Annotated in this window: 12 protein-coding genes and 1 pseudogene; 5 read left to right on the forward strand and 8 right to left on the reverse strand. The window is 70.1% G+C overall.

What is annotated here, in order from left to right; all coding sequences use genetic code 11:
- Positions 1–183: 183 nt before the first annotated feature.
- Complete coding sequence (locus ACF1A5_RS05710; protein ID WP_392191545.1) at positions 184–1,791, forward strand: long-chain fatty acid--CoA ligase; 1,608 nt, start codon at positions 184–186, stop codon at positions 1,789–1,791.
- 191 nt (positions 1,792–1,982) lie between these two features.
- Complete coding sequence (locus ACF1A5_RS05715; protein WP_392191546.1) at positions 1,983–2,309, forward strand: transposase; 327 nt, start codon at positions 1,983–1,985, stop codon at positions 2,307–2,309.
- 45 nt (positions 2,310–2,354) lie between these two features.
- Here the strand turns inward: ACF1A5_RS05715 and ACF1A5_RS05720 are convergent, their stop codons facing one another.
- The 3 genes and pseudogenes from ACF1A5_RS05720 to ACF1A5_RS05730 form a co-directional block, all read right to left on the reverse strand.
- A complete protein-coding gene (locus tag ACF1A5_RS05720) occupies positions 2,355–3,131 on the reverse strand; it encodes an SAM-dependent methyltransferase (RefSeq protein WP_392191547.1) in 777 nt (258 codons plus the stop codon).
- A 238-nt stretch (positions 3,132–3,369) separates the two neighbouring features.
- Positions 3,370–3,885, reverse strand: a complete 516-nt coding sequence (locus ACF1A5_RS05725; protein ID WP_392191548.1) for a GNAT family N-acetyltransferase — start codon at positions 3,883–3,885, stop codon at positions 3,370–3,372.
- Positions 3,882–4,045 (reverse strand): annotated as a pseudogene (locus tag ACF1A5_RS05730) (IS256 family transposase); the annotation flags it as partial. The pseudogene ACF1A5_RS05730 and the gene ACF1A5_RS05725, both read right to left, overlap by 4 nt.
- A gap of 320 nt (positions 4,046–4,365) precedes the next feature.
- Here ACF1A5_RS05730 and ACF1A5_RS05735 point away from each other — a divergent pair.
- Both ACF1A5_RS05735 and ACF1A5_RS05740 read left to right on the forward strand, forming a co-directional pair.
- Positions 4,366–4,497: a hypothetical protein gene (locus tag ACF1A5_RS05735; protein WP_392191549.1), complete on the forward strand. Its 132-nt coding sequence runs from the start codon at positions 4,366–4,368 to the stop codon at positions 4,495–4,497.
- A 412-nt stretch (positions 4,498–4,909) separates the two neighbouring features.
- Positions 4,910–5,446, forward strand: a complete 537-nt coding sequence (locus ACF1A5_RS05740) for a phosphate-starvation-inducible PsiE family protein (protein ID WP_392191550.1) — start codon at positions 4,910–4,912, stop codon at positions 5,444–5,446.
- Here the strand turns inward: ACF1A5_RS05740 and ACF1A5_RS05745 are convergent.
- Positions 5,420–7,597: an FUSC family protein gene (locus ACF1A5_RS05745; RefSeq protein ID WP_392191551.1), complete on the reverse strand. Its 2,178-nt coding sequence runs from the start codon at positions 7,595–7,597 to the stop codon at positions 5,420–5,422. The two genes, ACF1A5_RS05740 and ACF1A5_RS05745, sit on opposite strands and share 27 nt — an antisense overlap.
- 309 nt (positions 7,598–7,906) lie before the next feature.
- Positions 7,907–9,082, reverse strand: coding sequence for a glutathione-independent formaldehyde dehydrogenase (locus ACF1A5_RS05750; protein ID WP_392191552.1), 1,176 nt, complete (start codon positions 9,080–9,082; stop codon positions 7,907–7,909).
- Positions 9,083–9,254: 172 nt separating this feature from the next.
- Here ACF1A5_RS05750 and ACF1A5_RS05755 point away from each other — a divergent pair, with 172 nt between their 5' ends.
- Positions 9,255–12,308, forward strand: coding sequence for a Tn3 family transposase (locus ACF1A5_RS05755; RefSeq protein WP_392191553.1), 3,054 nt, complete (start codon positions 9,255–9,257; stop codon positions 12,306–12,308).
- A 55-nt stretch (positions 12,309–12,363) separates the two neighbouring features.
- On the opposite strand, the gene ACF1A5_RS05760 is transcribed toward ACF1A5_RS05755, so the two are convergent.
- From ACF1A5_RS05760 to ACF1A5_RS05770, 3 genes are all read right to left on the reverse strand, one after another.
- Positions 12,364–13,584, reverse strand: a complete 1,221-nt coding sequence (locus tag ACF1A5_RS05760; protein WP_392191554.1) for an MFS transporter — start codon at positions 13,582–13,584, stop codon at positions 12,364–12,366.
- Between the two features lie 144 nt (positions 13,585–13,728).
- The gene (locus ACF1A5_RS05765; RefSeq protein WP_392191555.1) at positions 13,729–14,703 is read right to left on the reverse strand and encodes a tyrosine-type recombinase/integrase; all 975 of its coding nucleotides are present in this window, start codon (positions 14,701–14,703) and stop codon (positions 13,729–13,731) included.
- Between the two features lie 473 nt (positions 14,704–15,176).
- Positions 15,177–16,310 (reverse strand): hypothetical protein, encoded by a 1,134-nt coding sequence (locus ACF1A5_RS05770; protein ID WP_392191556.1) that lies wholly within the window; start codon positions 16,308–16,310, stop codon positions 15,177–15,179.
- Between the last annotated feature and the right edge of the window lie 215 nt (positions 16,311–16,525).

The following is a 16,525-nucleotide window of genomic DNA, read 5'->3' on the forward strand; positions in this document are numbered from 1 at the left end:
TCGGCCACCCAGCGCTGCTACGGAGGCAAGCTCCACAGCGCGCACCCGGCACATGTGGGAATCTCCCAGGCGCGGGTCGCGCAGCCCCCGACCCGGGGTGGGGCTTCGCCACATACCGAGGGCATCCGGACCGTGGGCATCCTCCATGGCCGGGCCGACTGGGCGGGACCGACGATGTCCGCCATGGCGATGATGAACACCCCGCTGAACACCTGGCTGCTCTTCGGCCACGCCCCGCGCTACTTCCCCGACACCGAGGTGATCACGAGGTTCCCCGACGGCCGCGTGCACCGCTACACGTACGCCGACTTCGGCCGCCGGGCGCAGCAGCTGATGCACGCCCTGGACTCGCTCGGCCTGGCGCCGGGGGAGCGGGTGGCGACCCTGGCCTGGAACAACTACCGGCACCTGGAGGCCTACTGGGCCGTTCCCTGCACGGGCCGCGTCCTGCACACCCTGAACCTGCGGCTCTCGCCGGAGGACCTGACGTACATCATCGGGCACGCCGAGGACCGGGCGATCCTGGTGGACCCCGATCTGCTGCCCCTGCTGGAGAAGGTGCACGAGCGCGGCGGACTGGGGGGCGTCAGGCACGTGGTCGTCCTCGGCGACACCGTCCCCGAGACCACACTGCCGGACGTCGTCGCCTACGAGGAGATCATCGCCGCCCGGCCGACGGAGTACGCGCCCGTCGACATCGACGAGAACGCCCCGCTCGGCCTGTGCTACACCTCCGGCACCACCGGCCGCCCCAAGGGCGTCGTCTACACGCACCGCTCGACCGTCCTGCACGCCATCGCCGCCTCCTCCCAGGCCGCGATGCGCATCGGTCCCGGTGACTGCGTGCTGCCGGTGGTGCCCATGTTCCACGCCAACGCCTGGGGCGTGCCTTACACCGCCACCTCCTACGGCGCCAAGCAGGTCTTCTCCAGCGGCTCTTTGGACCCCACGGCCCTGGTCGAGCTGATGGCCGCCGAGCGGGTCACCATAGCCGCCGGCGTGCCCACCATCTGGATGTCGGTCGCCGACGCGATGGCCGCCCGCGGCGGACTGCCCGAGCTCCGGCACCTGCTGTGCGGCGGCGCCCGCCCCCCTCGCTCGCTGATCGAACGCTACCGGCGCGACTTCGGTATCCCCCTGGTCCAGGTGTGGGGCATGACCGAAACCTCGCCGCTCGCCTCGCTGGCCTGGCCCAAGGAGAGGATGCGGGACTGGGACGAGCAGCGCGTCACCGACGCCGTGCGCACCCGCGCCGGGCTGCCGCTGCCCGGCGTGCAGATGGAGATCCGCGACGACGACGGCAACCCGGTGCCGTGGGACGGGGAGTCGATGGGTGATCTGCTGGTGCGCGGCCCCTGGATCGCGGGCTCCTATCTCGGCGGTGATGGTGCGGACGCATTCACCGAGGACGGCTGGTTCCGCACCGGCGACATCGCCGTCGGCTCGCCGCACGGATACATGGTCATCGCCGACCGCGCCAAGGACCTCATCAAGTCCGGCGGCGAGTGGATCTCGTCGGTGGACATGGAGTCGGCCGTCATGGCCCTGCCCGAGGTCGCCGAGGCCGCGGTCATCGCCGTACCCGACGACAAGTGGCAGGAACGTCCGCTGATCTGCGTCACCGCGCGCCCCGGCAGCACGGTCACCCTCGACAGAGTCCGAGACCACCTCGAACGCAGCGGTTTCGCACGCTGGCAACTGCCCGACCACATCGAGGTCGTGGACGCCATTCCCCGGACCGGGGTCGGCAAGTTCGACAAGCGGGCCCTGCGCCGCCACTTCGGCTCCTGAACCGGCGCCACGGGCCCGCCGGCTCTGGCCGCACCCGTACAGTCGAGATGGCCGAGGCGCACGTCATGCGCCGGTGGCGCCCCCGTCACCCCGCGAGGTGGTGGGTTCGGAGCTGGGAAGGCGACCCGAGCAGGGCTGGGGCGCAGGTATGCCTTGCCCGCGATGAAGCGCCGATGACATGAGTCATCAAGGTGTGTTCCCAGACTCACGCCCGTGTCTGGCGGGGAAGGCAGCTCGGCGGCCCGATCGTACTGGTCCGGGACAACGTCTGCCTCCACCTCACCGCCGGAGTGCGGGAGTTCATCGATGCGAACGCCGGCTGGCTCACCGTCGTCCAGCTGCCCGCCTCCGCACCTGACCTCGACCCCACTGAGGGTGTTTGTTCGCTGGTCAAGTGCGACATCGGCAACTTCGCCGCAGCGGACTTTGGCCACCTCACCCGGGCCGTCGAACGCCGGCTCAAGACGATCCAGTATCGCCCTGGCCCGGTTGACGGCTACCTCCCGGCACCGGGCTGACCTTGGACGGCTGATCACCGCCCCGGAAAACCCAGGTCTCGCTGCTCAGTTCACGGGGACGAGGGTCAAGTAGGCCAGGCCCATGACGCGGTTGTAACCCCGGAGCCACATACTGCGGTGGCGGTCTACCCGGTCGCGGGTGTCTCTCGCGAGAGGGTGATCGGGGTGGGCGGCGAGCCATTCCTCGACGTCGGACTGGTATGCAGACTCGAAGTGCTCCCATTCGTCGTCGTTGGCGGTCTCGATCCAGGCAGGACGGAAGCCCGCAGCGATGGCGAGGTCGACGAGGTCGGAGAGGTCGTGGAACTCGGAAGCAGAGGCCTCGGGCCACATGGCCGACAACTCGCTCGGAGTGGGTGGACGCTGCCAGAAGCCCTCACCGAGAAGGACACGGCCGCCCGGCGTCACCAGGCGGCGGAGGACGTGCAGTGCGGCGGCGGTGTGGTCTGGGGGCTGGGCGTTGCTGAGAGCGTGGCTGGCGCTGAAGCACAGGACGATGTCGGCGGGGCCTTGGACGGTGTCGACAGCTGACTCCTGGACGAAGCGGACGCGCTCGGCCAGCCCGCGAGCCTTGGCGTTGGCGCGCCCGCGGGCGAGGTCGTCGTCGTTGAGGTCGATGCCGACACCGGTCGCGCCGGGTGTCCCCTCGAGGAGGCGGAGCATGAACTCGCCCCAGCCGCAGCCGATGTCGAGCACGGTAGTCGGGGCGGTGTGGGCTGGTCGGTCCGTGAGCCGGCGAATCATCCTGGCAGCCCGGTCCTCGGAGAGGGGGCCGTGGAAGGTGAGTCGAGTCAGCCGCGGTGGGGCGATGGTGTCATCCATGAGCCGGAACAGTAGGCACGGCTCAGGAGTCGGCGACACCGGTTTTCCGTGCGACGGTGGCAGGCGAGCGGACGGTCAGCCTCGCCGCCGAGCCGACCTGCTCACGGAGGGCCGGCCGACATCACGAGTCAGACATCAGATGTGGGGCCGACCAGGACCATGCGGGGGTCCTGGATCGCTTCCAGGACCGGCTCGAACTGCGGGAAGAGTAAGCGTCAAGAACTGTGGAGGCACATGGTCAGCTGGTTGTCAGCTGCCATTTGATCTCTCCGTCGTGCCACTGGTCGGTGGGAGTGAGCCCGGCTGCGGTGGCGACGGCGGCGGATGCCGTGTGGTCCGGGTGGATGTGGGCGTTGACCGTGCGCACGGGGTGTTCCCGGAGCCAGGCGACAAGGCCTTGGGCTGCCTCGGTGGCGATGCCGCGCCGCTGCCAGGGAGTTCCCACCACCCAGGCGATCTCCGCGGCGGCTCCGTGACCGTCGGCTGTGATCGTCGCCTGGAGCGTGCCGGTCAGACGGGCCGTGTCGCGGAGCTGGATCACCCAGTTGCACCAGGACTGTGAGGGGTCGGGCGAGCCGTCGGCCCAGCGTTCGTAGCGGGTGCGGAGGGCCTGGGCGCTCTCCGGAGCGCCTCCGATGAAGGCGTGCAGGTCGGGGTCGGACAGCACGGTGGCCATCTCGTCGGCGTGGCCGACCTGCAAGGGGAGTAGGGTCAGCCGGTCGGTGCGGATGGTTTGCGGCTTGAGAGTGATCACGCTGCCTCCGGAGGGGAACGTTCGACGAGCGTGCCTCGTTCGAAGCGGGCGCCGGCCCGGACTAGGGCAACCAGATGGGTGCGTTCACCGCGGGCCACCGGCTGTGGACGGACTCGACCAGCTTGAAGACCATAGCCAGGTCAGCGGCCCGGCTGCCAGGCATGCATGCCCTGATGCTTGCCGTCGGCGACGGCACGCTCGGCTTCTGAAAAGCCCCGCGCAAGCTCTTCCCTGCCGCCCCCGACAGACCGGCGGCCTTGGCCTCCTCCAGGCGCATGCACCGACTTCGTCTACGTCTGGGTCGACGGCATCCACCGCGCCCCGAAAGGAAGCAGCCCGAGGTGCGGTGCAGTCGGGCACCGCCCACCCCGGTACGACGTCTGAAGTTAACCCTGCGGTCACCTTAGGTCCGTCCATGCGACGTCACGACAGCGGACAAAGGGAACGTACATAAGGCATTCACGCGAAAGGTGTCACCCCGTGCCGCATCTGTTGACCTCGCTGCTCACCAAGGTGGCGTTTGCCGTGATCGAGGCGCTCGTCATGCGTTTGCTCGTCCAGCTCTGGAATGCCCGTGCCGGCAGCGGGCGAGCAACGGCGGCCGCTGCCTGAGGGGCTTCGTCCGCCCTCCCGCACAGGGGAACGCGTCGGCGTAGAGCCGGAGGAATGTCCGGCAGTGCCCAGTGGCCGGGCGGAGGGGCCCGCACCCGAAGCACGGGTCAGTTGCCATCCCACCTTCCCCCCTCCGCCGCTCACGTCCCAATGGGCCTTCGGGCCGTGTCACCGGGACCCGACTTTCGTGGAGGACCAGGAATTCCGGGAGGTTGTTGACGTGCGCGCCGCAAACGCGGAGTGACCGGGCGTGCCGCGCCCGCTCCGGCGTAGGAGGTCACCTGTCTCCCGCGTCGCTTCAGGACGAGGTTCCGGGCCATATCGGAGGGCAGGCCCCTCCTGCCACAGAGAGGGGTCCGCCGGTCCACCCGTTCGGCAGCACGCCGCGCCTGCGGGCCGGGGCACCCCTAGCATGCTGATTGTGCGACCCATTCTCCCGAAGATTGAGGGCGGCCGGGTACAGGGCCTCCTGCAGCTCATCGAGGACGGCATCCACCTCGTCGTCGCGGCGTTCCTCGTACTGCTCGCGGGGCTCCTGGGCGTTGGGGTCGTCCACGACGTCATCAGGTCGGTCCAGGGGCCGTACCACGAGGAGACGGTCGTTCTCTCCGCCCTGGACAACAGCCTTGTGCTGTTCATCGTGGCTGAGCTGCTCCACACCGTCCGCCTCACCATCAGGAACCAGACCCTCGATGCGGAGCCCTTCCTCGTCGTGGGCCTGATTGCCGGCATCCGCAAGGTGCTCATCGTGACGGCCGAGGCGGAGAAGTCCTTCCGGTGGAACGTCGAGGGCGTCGAACTGCTGATCCTGGCGGGTCTGATCCTCGTGATGGCGACAGCGGCGTACGTGTGGCGGCGCTCGACGCGGCCGGGAGACTCTTTCCCGCTCCGGGAGGCGCCGCGCTCCCCGTCGCCGCCGCCGTCACCCACCTCGGTGCGCGGGTCCTGATCCGTCACCTTCCGCAGCCAGGGTCGCCCGCACCCGCTGGTCCTCGCGAGCAGAGCCGACGTCCCGTTCCAGGGGTGTGCGGCTCACGGCCGTCGCGAGGTCTTCCAAGGCCCGTTTTTGCAGTTCCGCCTCGCGCCGCCCGACCGGGCTCCCGTTGCCGGCGGCGGCGTCCTCCCACGCGTGGAGCGCCTCCTCCACGCGCCCCCAGTCCGGATTCCTGTGCTCGCGCACGTCGACTGCCGCCTTCGCGGTGTCCGCCTCCAGGGCCTCGGCGAACCGCTCCGCCTCGGGGATGAAACGGCTGTCGGCCCGCGGGACGTGGCTCTCCATGAGCATCGCCGCCCGGCCGAACCCCTTGAGCGCTTCCTGCGCCTCCCGCGCCTCGCGCGACGTCAGACCTCTGGGGCGGACCGGTTCCCGCCTTGCCTGTTCGTATGCCTCCTGCCAGGCGGCACGTGCCTCCCTGCTCGCCAGCAGTGCCCTGCGCATGTCGGCGTGATGCTCCCGGGTCGGTTCGGCGTAGTTGCGGAGCACCGCGGCCGCGTAGCGGCCGTTGGCGGCGAGCCAGTCCGCAAGCCGAGCGGGCAGCCGGGGTGTCTCCCATGCGGGGTACACCACGTACGCCAGCATGGCCAGGGCCCCGCCGAGCAGGGTGAGCACCACCCGCTCCGGGACCGTCTGCTCCCATGCCTGGCCGCCCATGCCGAGCAGGAAGACGACGTACGCGGCGGTGAAGCACTGGGAGTAGGCGTAGCCGGTACGGATCAGCGTGTACGACAGGCCCGCCGAGACCACCGCCAGCGCGCCGAACACATGGGCGTCCGGCCCCAGGGCCCGCACCATCCCGGTGGCGAGCGCGACCCCCGCCAGGGTCCCGGCGAGACGGGCCACCGCACGCGCGTACGTCCGGTGGAAGTCCGGCCGCATCACCATCACCGAGGCGATGGGCGCCCAGTAGCCGTGGCCCAGAGGGAGCCGGGCGGCGATCAGGTAGCCGATCGTGGCCACCGCCGCCAGGCGGACGGCGTGCCGGAACACGGGCGAGTCCCGGCGGAGCTCACGGCGGACCGCCCGGACGACGACCGGGACCAGCCGGAACATTGTCGGGCGCACCAGGAACGGGGCGCCGGCCGGGCCGGGCGGCGTGGGCGTCCTCCCGCGCGCGCCGCCGCTCCCGGCGATCTCCAACGCCTCGCCGAGCAGTTCCACGAGCTGCTCGGCGGCTTGCCGCGCGGGGCCCTCCAGCACCTCGTGCTCCTCGTCGACGCGCAGGACGTCCGTGCTCCGGGGCCGCACCTCGGCGGGAGTGCCGCGGCGGATCGAACGGGCGGCCGCATCCAGGACGTCGGCGGCTGCGTCGAGCAACTCCCGCGCGCGGTCCCGCCCGGGTCCCTCCGCCGGGGCGCCGACGTCCGGGTCGGCGAGCGCGGCGACGACCGGCCGAATGCGCTCGGCGAGCCCCCGGGGGCCGTGGAGGACGTGGGGACGGGTGCGGGCCTGTGACGGCGTCACGGCGGCTGCGTCCCGGGCCGTCATCAACGGTTCCGGGTCGAACGGGGCGGTCGGGTCGTGCCGCAGCCGGCGGGCGTAGTCCGCCACGGCGGCCAGGGCGTCGGCGAGCGCGTCACGATGCGCCCCCCAACGCCGGATCGGGAACAGCAAGATCAACACGGCCTGCACCACGCCCCCGAGCGCGATGACCCCGGCGTGCTCCAGGGCTCGCTCGACGCTCGTGGGCAGGGTGACGGTCACCAACATGCTGCCCACGGTCGTCGCTGCGACGATCCCAGCGGTCGATCCGACGGCCCACGCCATCCCCGCGGCAAAGGCCCATACGGCCAGCAGGGGGAGGAATGTCACGAGTCGCCCCGCCGCCAGGTAGCCCACGAAGGTGCTGAGCGCCAGACCCGCGCCCGCGCCGAGCGCGATCACCTTGCGTGGGCGCCAGGTGCGCTGGAAGGTGGCCCCACCTGCGGAGTAGGCGCCGAGGGCGGCGGACGCGGCATACGCAGGGGAGACCAGCCACAGCGTCGGCCCGATGACGATCGCCACCCCCGCGGCCGTGCGCAGCGCGAGCAGGGGCTCCAGCCGCGTCTCCTCGATCGTGAGCCCAGATCGCACGACCTCCCCGAAGGCCCGCAGCCACGTCACGAGTGTGAGCCTAGCCGGAACGGCCTGCCGGGTCGCGTCGGCCTGGTTGAGGTGCGGCAGCCGTCGGGCGAGGAAGCCTCCCACACCGCCAGCGGACTGGCCGGCGGCCGCAGCCGCTGGACGGGGTGCTGCCACTGTGGACACTGTTGAGCGTCCACCGTCCGTCCTCCGGGTCGGAGCGCGGGCGATCGCCGGGGTTCAGTCCGGCCGGAGCGCGGGCGATTGCCCCCGCCCCGTCCGGAGGACGGGCAGATAGCCACCCGCCCCCCGGACGGCCCGGGGGAAACAGGCGGGACGGCCCCGGGTCTCTTACCGCTTGTGGCCGTTCCCGTGTCCGTTCGGATGCAGGACCACCTTGGTCCAGCCCTCGTCACGGGCGTCGAAGTGCTCGTAGGCGGTGGGGGCCTCGTCCAGGTTGAGGTCGTGGGAGACGACGAAGCTCGGCTTCGCCTTCTCGCCGGCGATCAGATCCCGCAGCGCCCGGTTGTACCTCTTCACCGGCGCCTGCCCGGTGCCCATGCGCTGGCCCTTGAACCACATCAAGCCGAAGTCGATCGGGACCTTGCCCTGCGCCTCCAGCTCGCCCTGGGCCTCCTGGCCTCCGGGGTCCTGGGGCAGGAACACGCCCACCACGCCGATGTCGCCCGTGAACCTGACCGAGTTGATCAGCCCGTTGAGCGTGAGGCTGGCGTCCTCGTGCCCGTCGGGGTCGTGCGCCTGGTAGCCGACGCACTCACAGCCGTTGTCGGCGCCCAGACCGAGGGTGGCCTCCTTGACGACCTCCGCCGGGTTCTGCTCGGTGGTGTTGATCGGGATGGCTCCGATCTCCTCCGCCTTGCGCAGCCGGTCGGGCTGGTGGTCGGCCACCCAGACGCGGCCGGCGCCCTTGATGAGGGCGGAGTAGGTCGCCATCAGCCCGACGGGACCGGCTCCGAAGACGATGGTCTGGTCGCCCGGTTTGACGTGGGCCATCTCGGTGGCGTGATACCCGGTGGGGAAGATGCCGGCGAGCATCACGTAGTCGGTCTGCCGCTCGACGGCGTCCTCGCCCAGGCGCAGCGCGTTGAAGTCGCCGTAGGGCACGCGCAGCAGTTCCGCCTGGCCGCCCTGGTAGGGGCCCATGTCGGCGAATCCGTAGGCGGCTCCGGCGAGGGCCGGTTCCGGCTGCATGGTCAGGCAGTAGTTGGTCAGACCCCGTTCGCACTGCTTGCAGAAGCCGCAGGCGATGTTGAAGGGCAGGACCACATACTCCCCGACCCGGACCTTGCGGACGGCCGAGCCGACCTCCACGACCTGGCCCATGTTCTCGTGTCCCAGGGTGCGGCCGGACTCGAACGAGGTGCGGCCCTCGTACATGTGCAGATCCGAACCGCAGATGTTGGTAGTGGTGATCTTGACGATGATGTCGCAGGGGTGTTCGATCTTCGCGTCCGGAACGTCCTTCACTGCGACCGTTCGCGGACCTTCGTATACCGCTGCTTTCATGAGGATTCCTTCGGCGCCGCGGCATGACCGCGGCACGGCGGTGATGGGGGCTGAGGAACATCCGTGTCAGATCGTGCGCTAAGGATTCGCCGGGCTGTTTGTTGCTTTGACCTGGGGTGATTGAGCGTCAGAGCCTTCGCGGGTCGTTGTTGTCGATCTTCGGAGAGCTGTTGTGGCGGTCGAGTTCCTGACGGATGAGCAGGCGGCCCGGTACGGGTCGTTCCACGAGGCGCCCTCACGGGCGGAGCTGGAGCGGTACTTCTTCCTGGACGACGCGGACCGGGAGGCGGTGCAGGCCAAGCGGCGGTCGCACAACCGGCTCGGGTACGCGGTCCAGCTCACGAGCGTGCGGTTTTTGGGCCGGTTCATACCGGACCCGCGGCAGGTGCCGGTGGAGGTGGCCGAGTACCTGGCCGGGCAGTTGGAGATCGAGGACGCCTCGTGCCTGAAGCTGTACGGCGAGCGGGATGGCACTGCCCGTACGCACGCAGGGGAGATCCAAGAAGCCGAGGGCTGGCGGGACTTCGCCGAGGTCCGCGAGGAGTTGGCGGCCTGGCTGGACGCGCGGGCGTGGACGACGGGGGACGGGCCGAAGGCGTTGTTCGACGCGGCGGCGGGCTGGCTACGCGAGGGCCGGGTGCTGCTGCCGGGGGCGAGCCGTCTGGCCCGGCTGGTGGGCACGGTGCGGGAGGTGGCGAACCAGCGGCTGTGGGACACCCTGTACGGGATGCTGAGCACCGGGCAGCGGGCGGTGCTGGACTCTTTGCTGACGGTGCCGCCCGGGGAGCGGGTCTCGGAGCTGGACCGGCTGCGCCGGGGGCCGGTGCGGGTGTCGGGTCCGCAGATGAAGCGGGCGCTGGAGCGGGCGGAGGAGATCGCCGCTTTCGGGATGGGCGCCGTTGATGTGTCGCGGATACCTCCGCGGCGGCTGGCGGAGTTGTCCCGGTACGGGGTGGACGGCAAGGCGTCGCTGCTGCGTCGGCACTCCGACGCTCGCCGCCTGGCGACGCTGCTGGCCACCACCGTGTACCTCACGTCGCGGGCGGTGGACGACGCGCTGGACCTGCTGGAGGTGCTGATCGCGACGAAGCTGCTGGCCAGGGCGGAGCGCGAGAGCGCGAAGGAGAAGCTGAAGAACCTGCCGCAGGTGGAGCGGGCGTCGGCGAAGCTGGCGACCGCGTTCCAGGTCGTGTTCGACACCACGAGCGAGCAGGTCGACACCGACACCGGGGAGATCGCCCCGCCGAAGGTGGAGAGCCTGGAAGGGATGTGGGCGGCCATCGAGCAGGTGGTGCCCCGGCACGAGCTGGCCGCAGCGATCGCCGCGCTGTTCGAGCTGACCCCGCCGCTGGACTCGGATGCCGACGAGGCATGGCGGGCCATGCTGATCAACCGGTTCGGCACCGTCCGCCCGTTCTTGAAGCTGCTGGTCACCGTGGTGGACTTCGACGCCACCCCGGAAGGTGAGGCAGTACTTGGCGCGTTGCTGTCCCTGCCGGAGCTGATGGGCCGCAAGAAGGTCGGCCCGGCCGAGATCGACGCTGGCCTGCTCATCGGCTCCTGGCGGCGCCTGGTCCTGGCGGCACCGCACCTGGAGCCGGGCACGGTGGACTGGAAGGCGTACACGTTCTGCGTGCTGGAGCACCTGCACCGAATGCTTCGCAGCAAGCAGGTCTTCGCGAAGAACTCCTCGAAGTGGGGTGACCCGCGGGCGAAGCTGCTGGCCGGGCAGGCGTGGCAGCAGGCCCGGCCGACCGTGCTGGCCTCGCTGAACCTGCCCGGGGAGGCGGGCGGGCACTTGGCGGCGCGGGCCGCGCTGCTGGACGGCACCTACCGGGAGGTCGCCGCCCGGGTCCCGGACAACGCGCAGATCGTCTTCGACGACGACGGCCGTCTGCACTTCGCGGCCCTGGAGCCGGAGCCCGAGCCGGCTTCCCTGCTGGAGCTGCGGGCCGCGGTGAATGCAATGTTGCCGAGGGTGGACCTGCCCGAGGTGCTGCTGGAGGTGTTCTCCTGGACCGGCGCCGACCAGGCGTTCACCTCGGTCACCGGCGGCGAGGCCCGTCTGAAGGACCTGAACGTCACGATCGCCGCGCTGCTGGTCGCCCACGGCTGCAACGTCGGCTATACCCCGGTGATGGGCGGCGCGGACCCGCTGAAGTACGGGCGGCTGTCCCACGTCGACCAGACGTACCTGCGGCTGGCAACGTACCGGGCCGCGAACGCGACCCTCATTGAGCACCAGGCGCCCATCCCGCTTGCCCAGACGTGGGGCGGGGGCCTGGTCGCCTCGGTGGACGGGATGCGGTTCGTCGTCCCCGTGCCGTCGGTGTACGCACGACCGAACCCGAAGTACTTCGGGCGCCGGGGCGGCGCGACGTGGCTCAACATGATCAACGACCAGGCGGCGGGGCTGGGCGGGAAGGTGGTGGCCGGCACCCCGCGCGACTCCCTGTATGTGCTCGACGTCCTCTACGACCGCGATGGCGGCCGCCGTCCGGAGATGATCGTCACAGACACCGCGAGCTACAGCGACATTGTCTTCGGCCTGCTCACCCTGGCTGGGTTCGCCTACGCCCCGCAGCTCGCGGACCTGCCCGATCAGAAGATGTGGCGCGTCGATCGTACGGCCGACTACGGCGCCTTCCAGGACGCGGCCCGTGGCCGGATCGACCTCGCCCGCATCGAGCGGCACTGGGAGGACATCCTGCGGATCATCGGCTCCATCCACACCGGTGCCGTCCGCGCCTACGACGTCATCCGGATGCTCTCCCGCGACGGACGCCCCACGCCGCTGGGCGACGCGATCGCCCACTACGGGCGGATCGCGAAGACCCTGCACATCCTGCGCCTGGCCGACGAGCCCGGCTACCGGCGGCAGATCAAGGTGCAGGCCAACCTCCAGGAGGGCCGCCACGCACTGGCCCGGAAGATCTTCCACGGCCGGGCCGGGCAGCTCTACCAGCGCTACCAGGAAGGTATGGAGGACCAGATCGGCGCCCTGGGCCTGGTCCTGAACGCGCTCGTGCTGTTCAACACCCGCTACATGGACGCCGCCGTGAACCAGCTGCGCGCGGACGGTTTCGAGGTCCGCGACGAGGACGTGGCCCGGCTCTCCCCGTTCGTGCGCCACCACATCAACGTGCTGGGCCGGTACTCCTTCCAGCTCCCCGACCTGCCCGGCGGAATGCGGCCCCTCCGTGCCCCGGACGCTGTCGACGAGTAGCGAGACGCGGCGGGCGCGTCTGGCCGCGCCCGCCGCTCGCACCGTCCTGGGAACTCTATGCGTTGGCTGCCTGGACGCGGACGGCTCGGGCGCGGACCACGAAGGGCCGGGAGAAAACGGTGATGGCGATGGAGACGGCGGCCACAAAGGTGATGGCCGTGCCAGCAGTGAAGTGCTGGGCAATGCCGCCAGCGATCGCGGCTCCGATACCTTGCCACGTCATCCGGCCGGCGGACTCAACTCCCTGGACCTGGCCACGGACTGGATCAGGGGTCAGCTCCAGAAGCTGCTTCTGGAGCGGCAGGGTGGCAGCGAATCCGGCACTGGCGATGAACACCGCGGCGGTCGCCACCAGCAGGGGCGGGTGGACGGCGAACAGCAGGTAGGGGGCGGCGAGCAGCAGTCGCAGGGCGAATGCGTAGCGGCGCCGCTGCTCGGCGGTGAACAGCCGCCCGACCGCAAGGTCACCGAGGAGCATGCCTGCCGATCCGGCGGCCAGGAAGACGCCGGCGTGATGGGGGGCGTAGGAGATGAACAGGGCCTCGCAGCCAACGATCAGGCCATTGGGGACCCACAGGTTCAGCAACAGTGCGCGTTGGCCGGAGTGGGAGAAGAGCTCGATGTTCGTCGTCCAGGTCTGGCGCAGTCCAGGGCGCCGGGTCAGACGGATCGAGCGTTCCCGGACCGTCACCGCCACAATGATCAATCCACCGCCGGTCAGGGCGGTCGCGACGGCGAAGACCTCCTGCGGGCTCAGGTACCGCAGCAGTACGGCGCCGATGGCGTAGCCGAGGATGGCCATGCCTCCCGAGGTGATGTTCATCAGCGAACGTGCCAGTGCATAGGCGGAGGTCGGCACTACCTCGGCGAGCAGCCCCATCCGTGTGCCCGTTCCCAGGGACTGGAAGAACCCCAGTACAAGGAGCAGACCGAACCGGGCGGCGAGCGGCAGCCCTGGAATCGCCTGTGCAGCAACACCTACGAGCGAGACGCACTGGAGCGCGACAAGGGTCCGGCGAGGACGGCTTCCGTCCGCGACCGACATCAGCGTCAGCGCACCGAGTACCGTCGCGAAGGTGGCGCCGTACATGCTCACAGCGGTCAGGAACGGGGACTTGGTCTGCTGGTTGACCAGCGTGCCGAGCGCGAAGCCCGACAAGGTGCTCGCGGCGACCGTCAGTGTGAAGCTGGCGTACAGGCCGACGAATTCACGGTTGCGGAGCAGGTCACGGTAGGTGGTGGGAGGTGTGCCGGAGGCAGATGTGTCAGAAGGCATGAAAAAAGCCTTCGCGCGCACCCAACCTGGGGCGCCGAAGGCCGACTTGTGGATTATAGCAAGTGCCCCAGTCCCACCACGGCCCGCATCGGACCGGGGGAGACGCGGACGTGGATACGCACCCGTCTCGGCAGCACCGCACATTCACCGGCGGCTGTCGCCAGGTGCGAGCAGACTGGTCAACTCCGAGATCGCCTCGGGGGACGGCTTGAAGTAGCGGCGGACGTTTTCCGGCTTCTTGTGCCTCGACTTCGCCATCAGCATCAGCAGGGAGGCACCCTGCTCGCCCAGGTGGGTCAGGGCGGAATGACGGTACTCGTGCAGGTCCCAGCCCGTCCCCGGCCCACGCACGGCGGTGTGCTCGTCGAGCAGGGCGCGGGCCTGGCCATAGGAGAGGCGGGCCAGGCCGGTGTCCGGGCACACGTCGCGCGGGCTGACCACCTTCCCCGGGCCTGGGCGGCGATGGGTGACGAACACCGGCCCGCGGATACGGCCGCGCAGCAGCCGGGGCAGGAGACGGGCGGTGCCAGCGTCCCAGTAGACGGTCTCCAGCACGAAGTCCTCGCGCGCCTGACCGCGGCGGCGGGCCTTGCTGCGGGCGCCCTTGGCCTTCACCGGGCAGCGGCGGGCGGAGAGGTCCAGGTCCTCGATGTTCACACCGAGGATCTCCTCCGCGCGGGCGGCGGTCTCGTAGAGCATCCGCCACAGCGTCTTCTCCCGCAGGTGGACCTCGCGGCGGGCGATGAGTCGGTCCACGGCCATCTTCGATCGGGCCGGGGTCTCGGAGTCCGGCACCGCCAGCCGCTTCGTCCAGGCCGGGACCGCCGGGCCGTCGTAGCCATACGACTCGCACCAGCCCAGCCAGGAGAGCACTGCCGCTCGGCGGGCGTTCCAGGTGTTGACCGCCGCAGTGCCCCACAGCAGTTCCAGTGCCTCGCCGATCTCGTCGTCCGCGACCGACCCCAGCGGGCGGGCCTCCCCGATCCGCTCGGCGGTCTTGCCGACGCCGACTCCGTAGCTGCGGACCGTGTTCGGATTGCGCAGCGAGTCGAGGAAGGCGTCTGCGGCCGCGCGGACGGTCAACGCCTTCCCGGCCGGCAGTTGCACCACGGTGGGCACCGCTTCCCCCTTGCCACGGATAACAGGGCCGCTTCACGTACGGCCCGGAGAACGTCACCGCAGGTGACGAACCAAGCTCCCGCAGATAATAGGGCGTTATCCGTGGAACAACTTCAGACCGGTCCCACCGCCGGCGCCCTGTCAGCCGCCCACCAGGGCCGACGAACGCTTAGCGCACGATCTGACACGGATGTTCCTCAGCCCCCGTGATGGAGACGGCGCAAAGAGCCTGACTCCCGGGAGTTGGTGCGACGGGGTCCATGGCTCCGGCATGCCTCTGCGGGCCGCTCACCCGGTTCAGGCGGGACGGCAGTGCCGCCGTCGGCTTGCCGGGCGGAGTTTCGGCGCTCCGGCGGCGTGCCGTCCGAGTCCCCGGCGGCCCCCGACGCGAAACGACCACGCACCGATCGATCAGCGGAATCCTCGTACGCGGACGACCACCAATCACCAATCACCAACGACGAATCTCCGACTCAGGTCACCAACTGGTCACCGTCGTCGTCCTGGAGCATGCGGCGGCGTTCCTGTTCGCGCTTGGAGTAGGCGGCTGCCCGGATCGCCTCGTCGCTCTCCAGGCCTGATCCCAGCGCGCCGCCCACCGTGGCGACCGAGGCGACGAACCAGGCCAGAGTCCAGTATTCCGCGGCGTGCAGCGGGGTTCGTGTCGTGGAGGCGAACACTTGGTCGTTGAGGATGAACAGGGCCCACAGCAAGTTGATGACGATCAAACCCGCGTAGCAGACGAGCACCCCGATACCCACGGTCATGACCGTCGAGGCGTTGTAGAGCCTCGCCCTCTGCCTCGCGTCCCGCGAGACCTCTGCTGATAGATGCCACAGCTGCGCGTCCACGATCAGCCAGCCGATCATGAGCGCGACGGACCCGACCGTGGCGATCACGAGGCGTGGCGTGCTCAGGGACTCGGCCAGGTTCCAGATGGTGGAGTTCACGGTGGCGACTGCTCCCGTGGCGAGTGCGGCCGCCAGGGCTTTCGACAAGCCCGGCACCAAGCGCCACGGCCGGTTGGCGCGCACCATTCCGAGGAGCACCCTCAGGTAACCGCGCGGCCCGCTGATGACGTACCGGAGATCAGCGGTCTCCTCCTCACCGACCTGGCCCGGGTGAATAGGCGCGAGACGACTGACGAAGGGCGCCAGAAGCGGCTGACTCTGCGGAGGTCCTTCAGCCCCGGTGGCCCGCGGGCCGGCCAAGCTGAGCACGGCTTCTTCCACGGCCCGCCGGGCCCTCGTCTGCAGACGCAAGCACCCCAGCGGGGGAAGGGACAGCAGCGCCAAGCCGTGTTCGTGACTCAGATCCACCACGAGCTTGCGCCCGTGTGAGTGCAGCGGAAGGTCGGTGAGGGCCACGACGATGTCCCAACTCTCCGCACTTCCGCGGTCCATGATCCGGCGCATCAAGGTGGGCAGGTCCTCGGTTCCTGCGGTGAAGGGCTCACTGACCACCTCGACGTCGAACCGTCGCCCCTGGCCCCACTTGTCGGCGAGCCGAGCAGGAAGTATCCGGGCCATGCGCTGCGCGATCTCCGTGGGCGAGTCCGGATCCGCCAAGAGAACCACGACCGTAACGGCCTGAGACGACACCCGCATGGCTCCTTTTCGTCGGCTGCCCCCGCGATCGCACGTGGCCACAGGATGCCCCCGTGGTAACGCCGACGCCGCGTGACACGCTGGCCCCCACGAGCAGGTGCGGGCGGTACGGTCGGATCTCCTCGTCCTCCCCGTGCGGGGCCTGCTCCACCACGGGGCCACGGTTGCGTGCGCCACCGCGAACCCGGACGCTCGTGAGCGGGGCCCGGTGGCGG

The sequence above is a fragment of the Streptomyces sp. NPDC014864 genome, from assembly GCF_043081525.1.
Classification (GTDB): domain Bacteria; phylum Actinomycetota; class Actinomycetes; order Streptomycetales; family Streptomycetaceae; genus Streptomyces.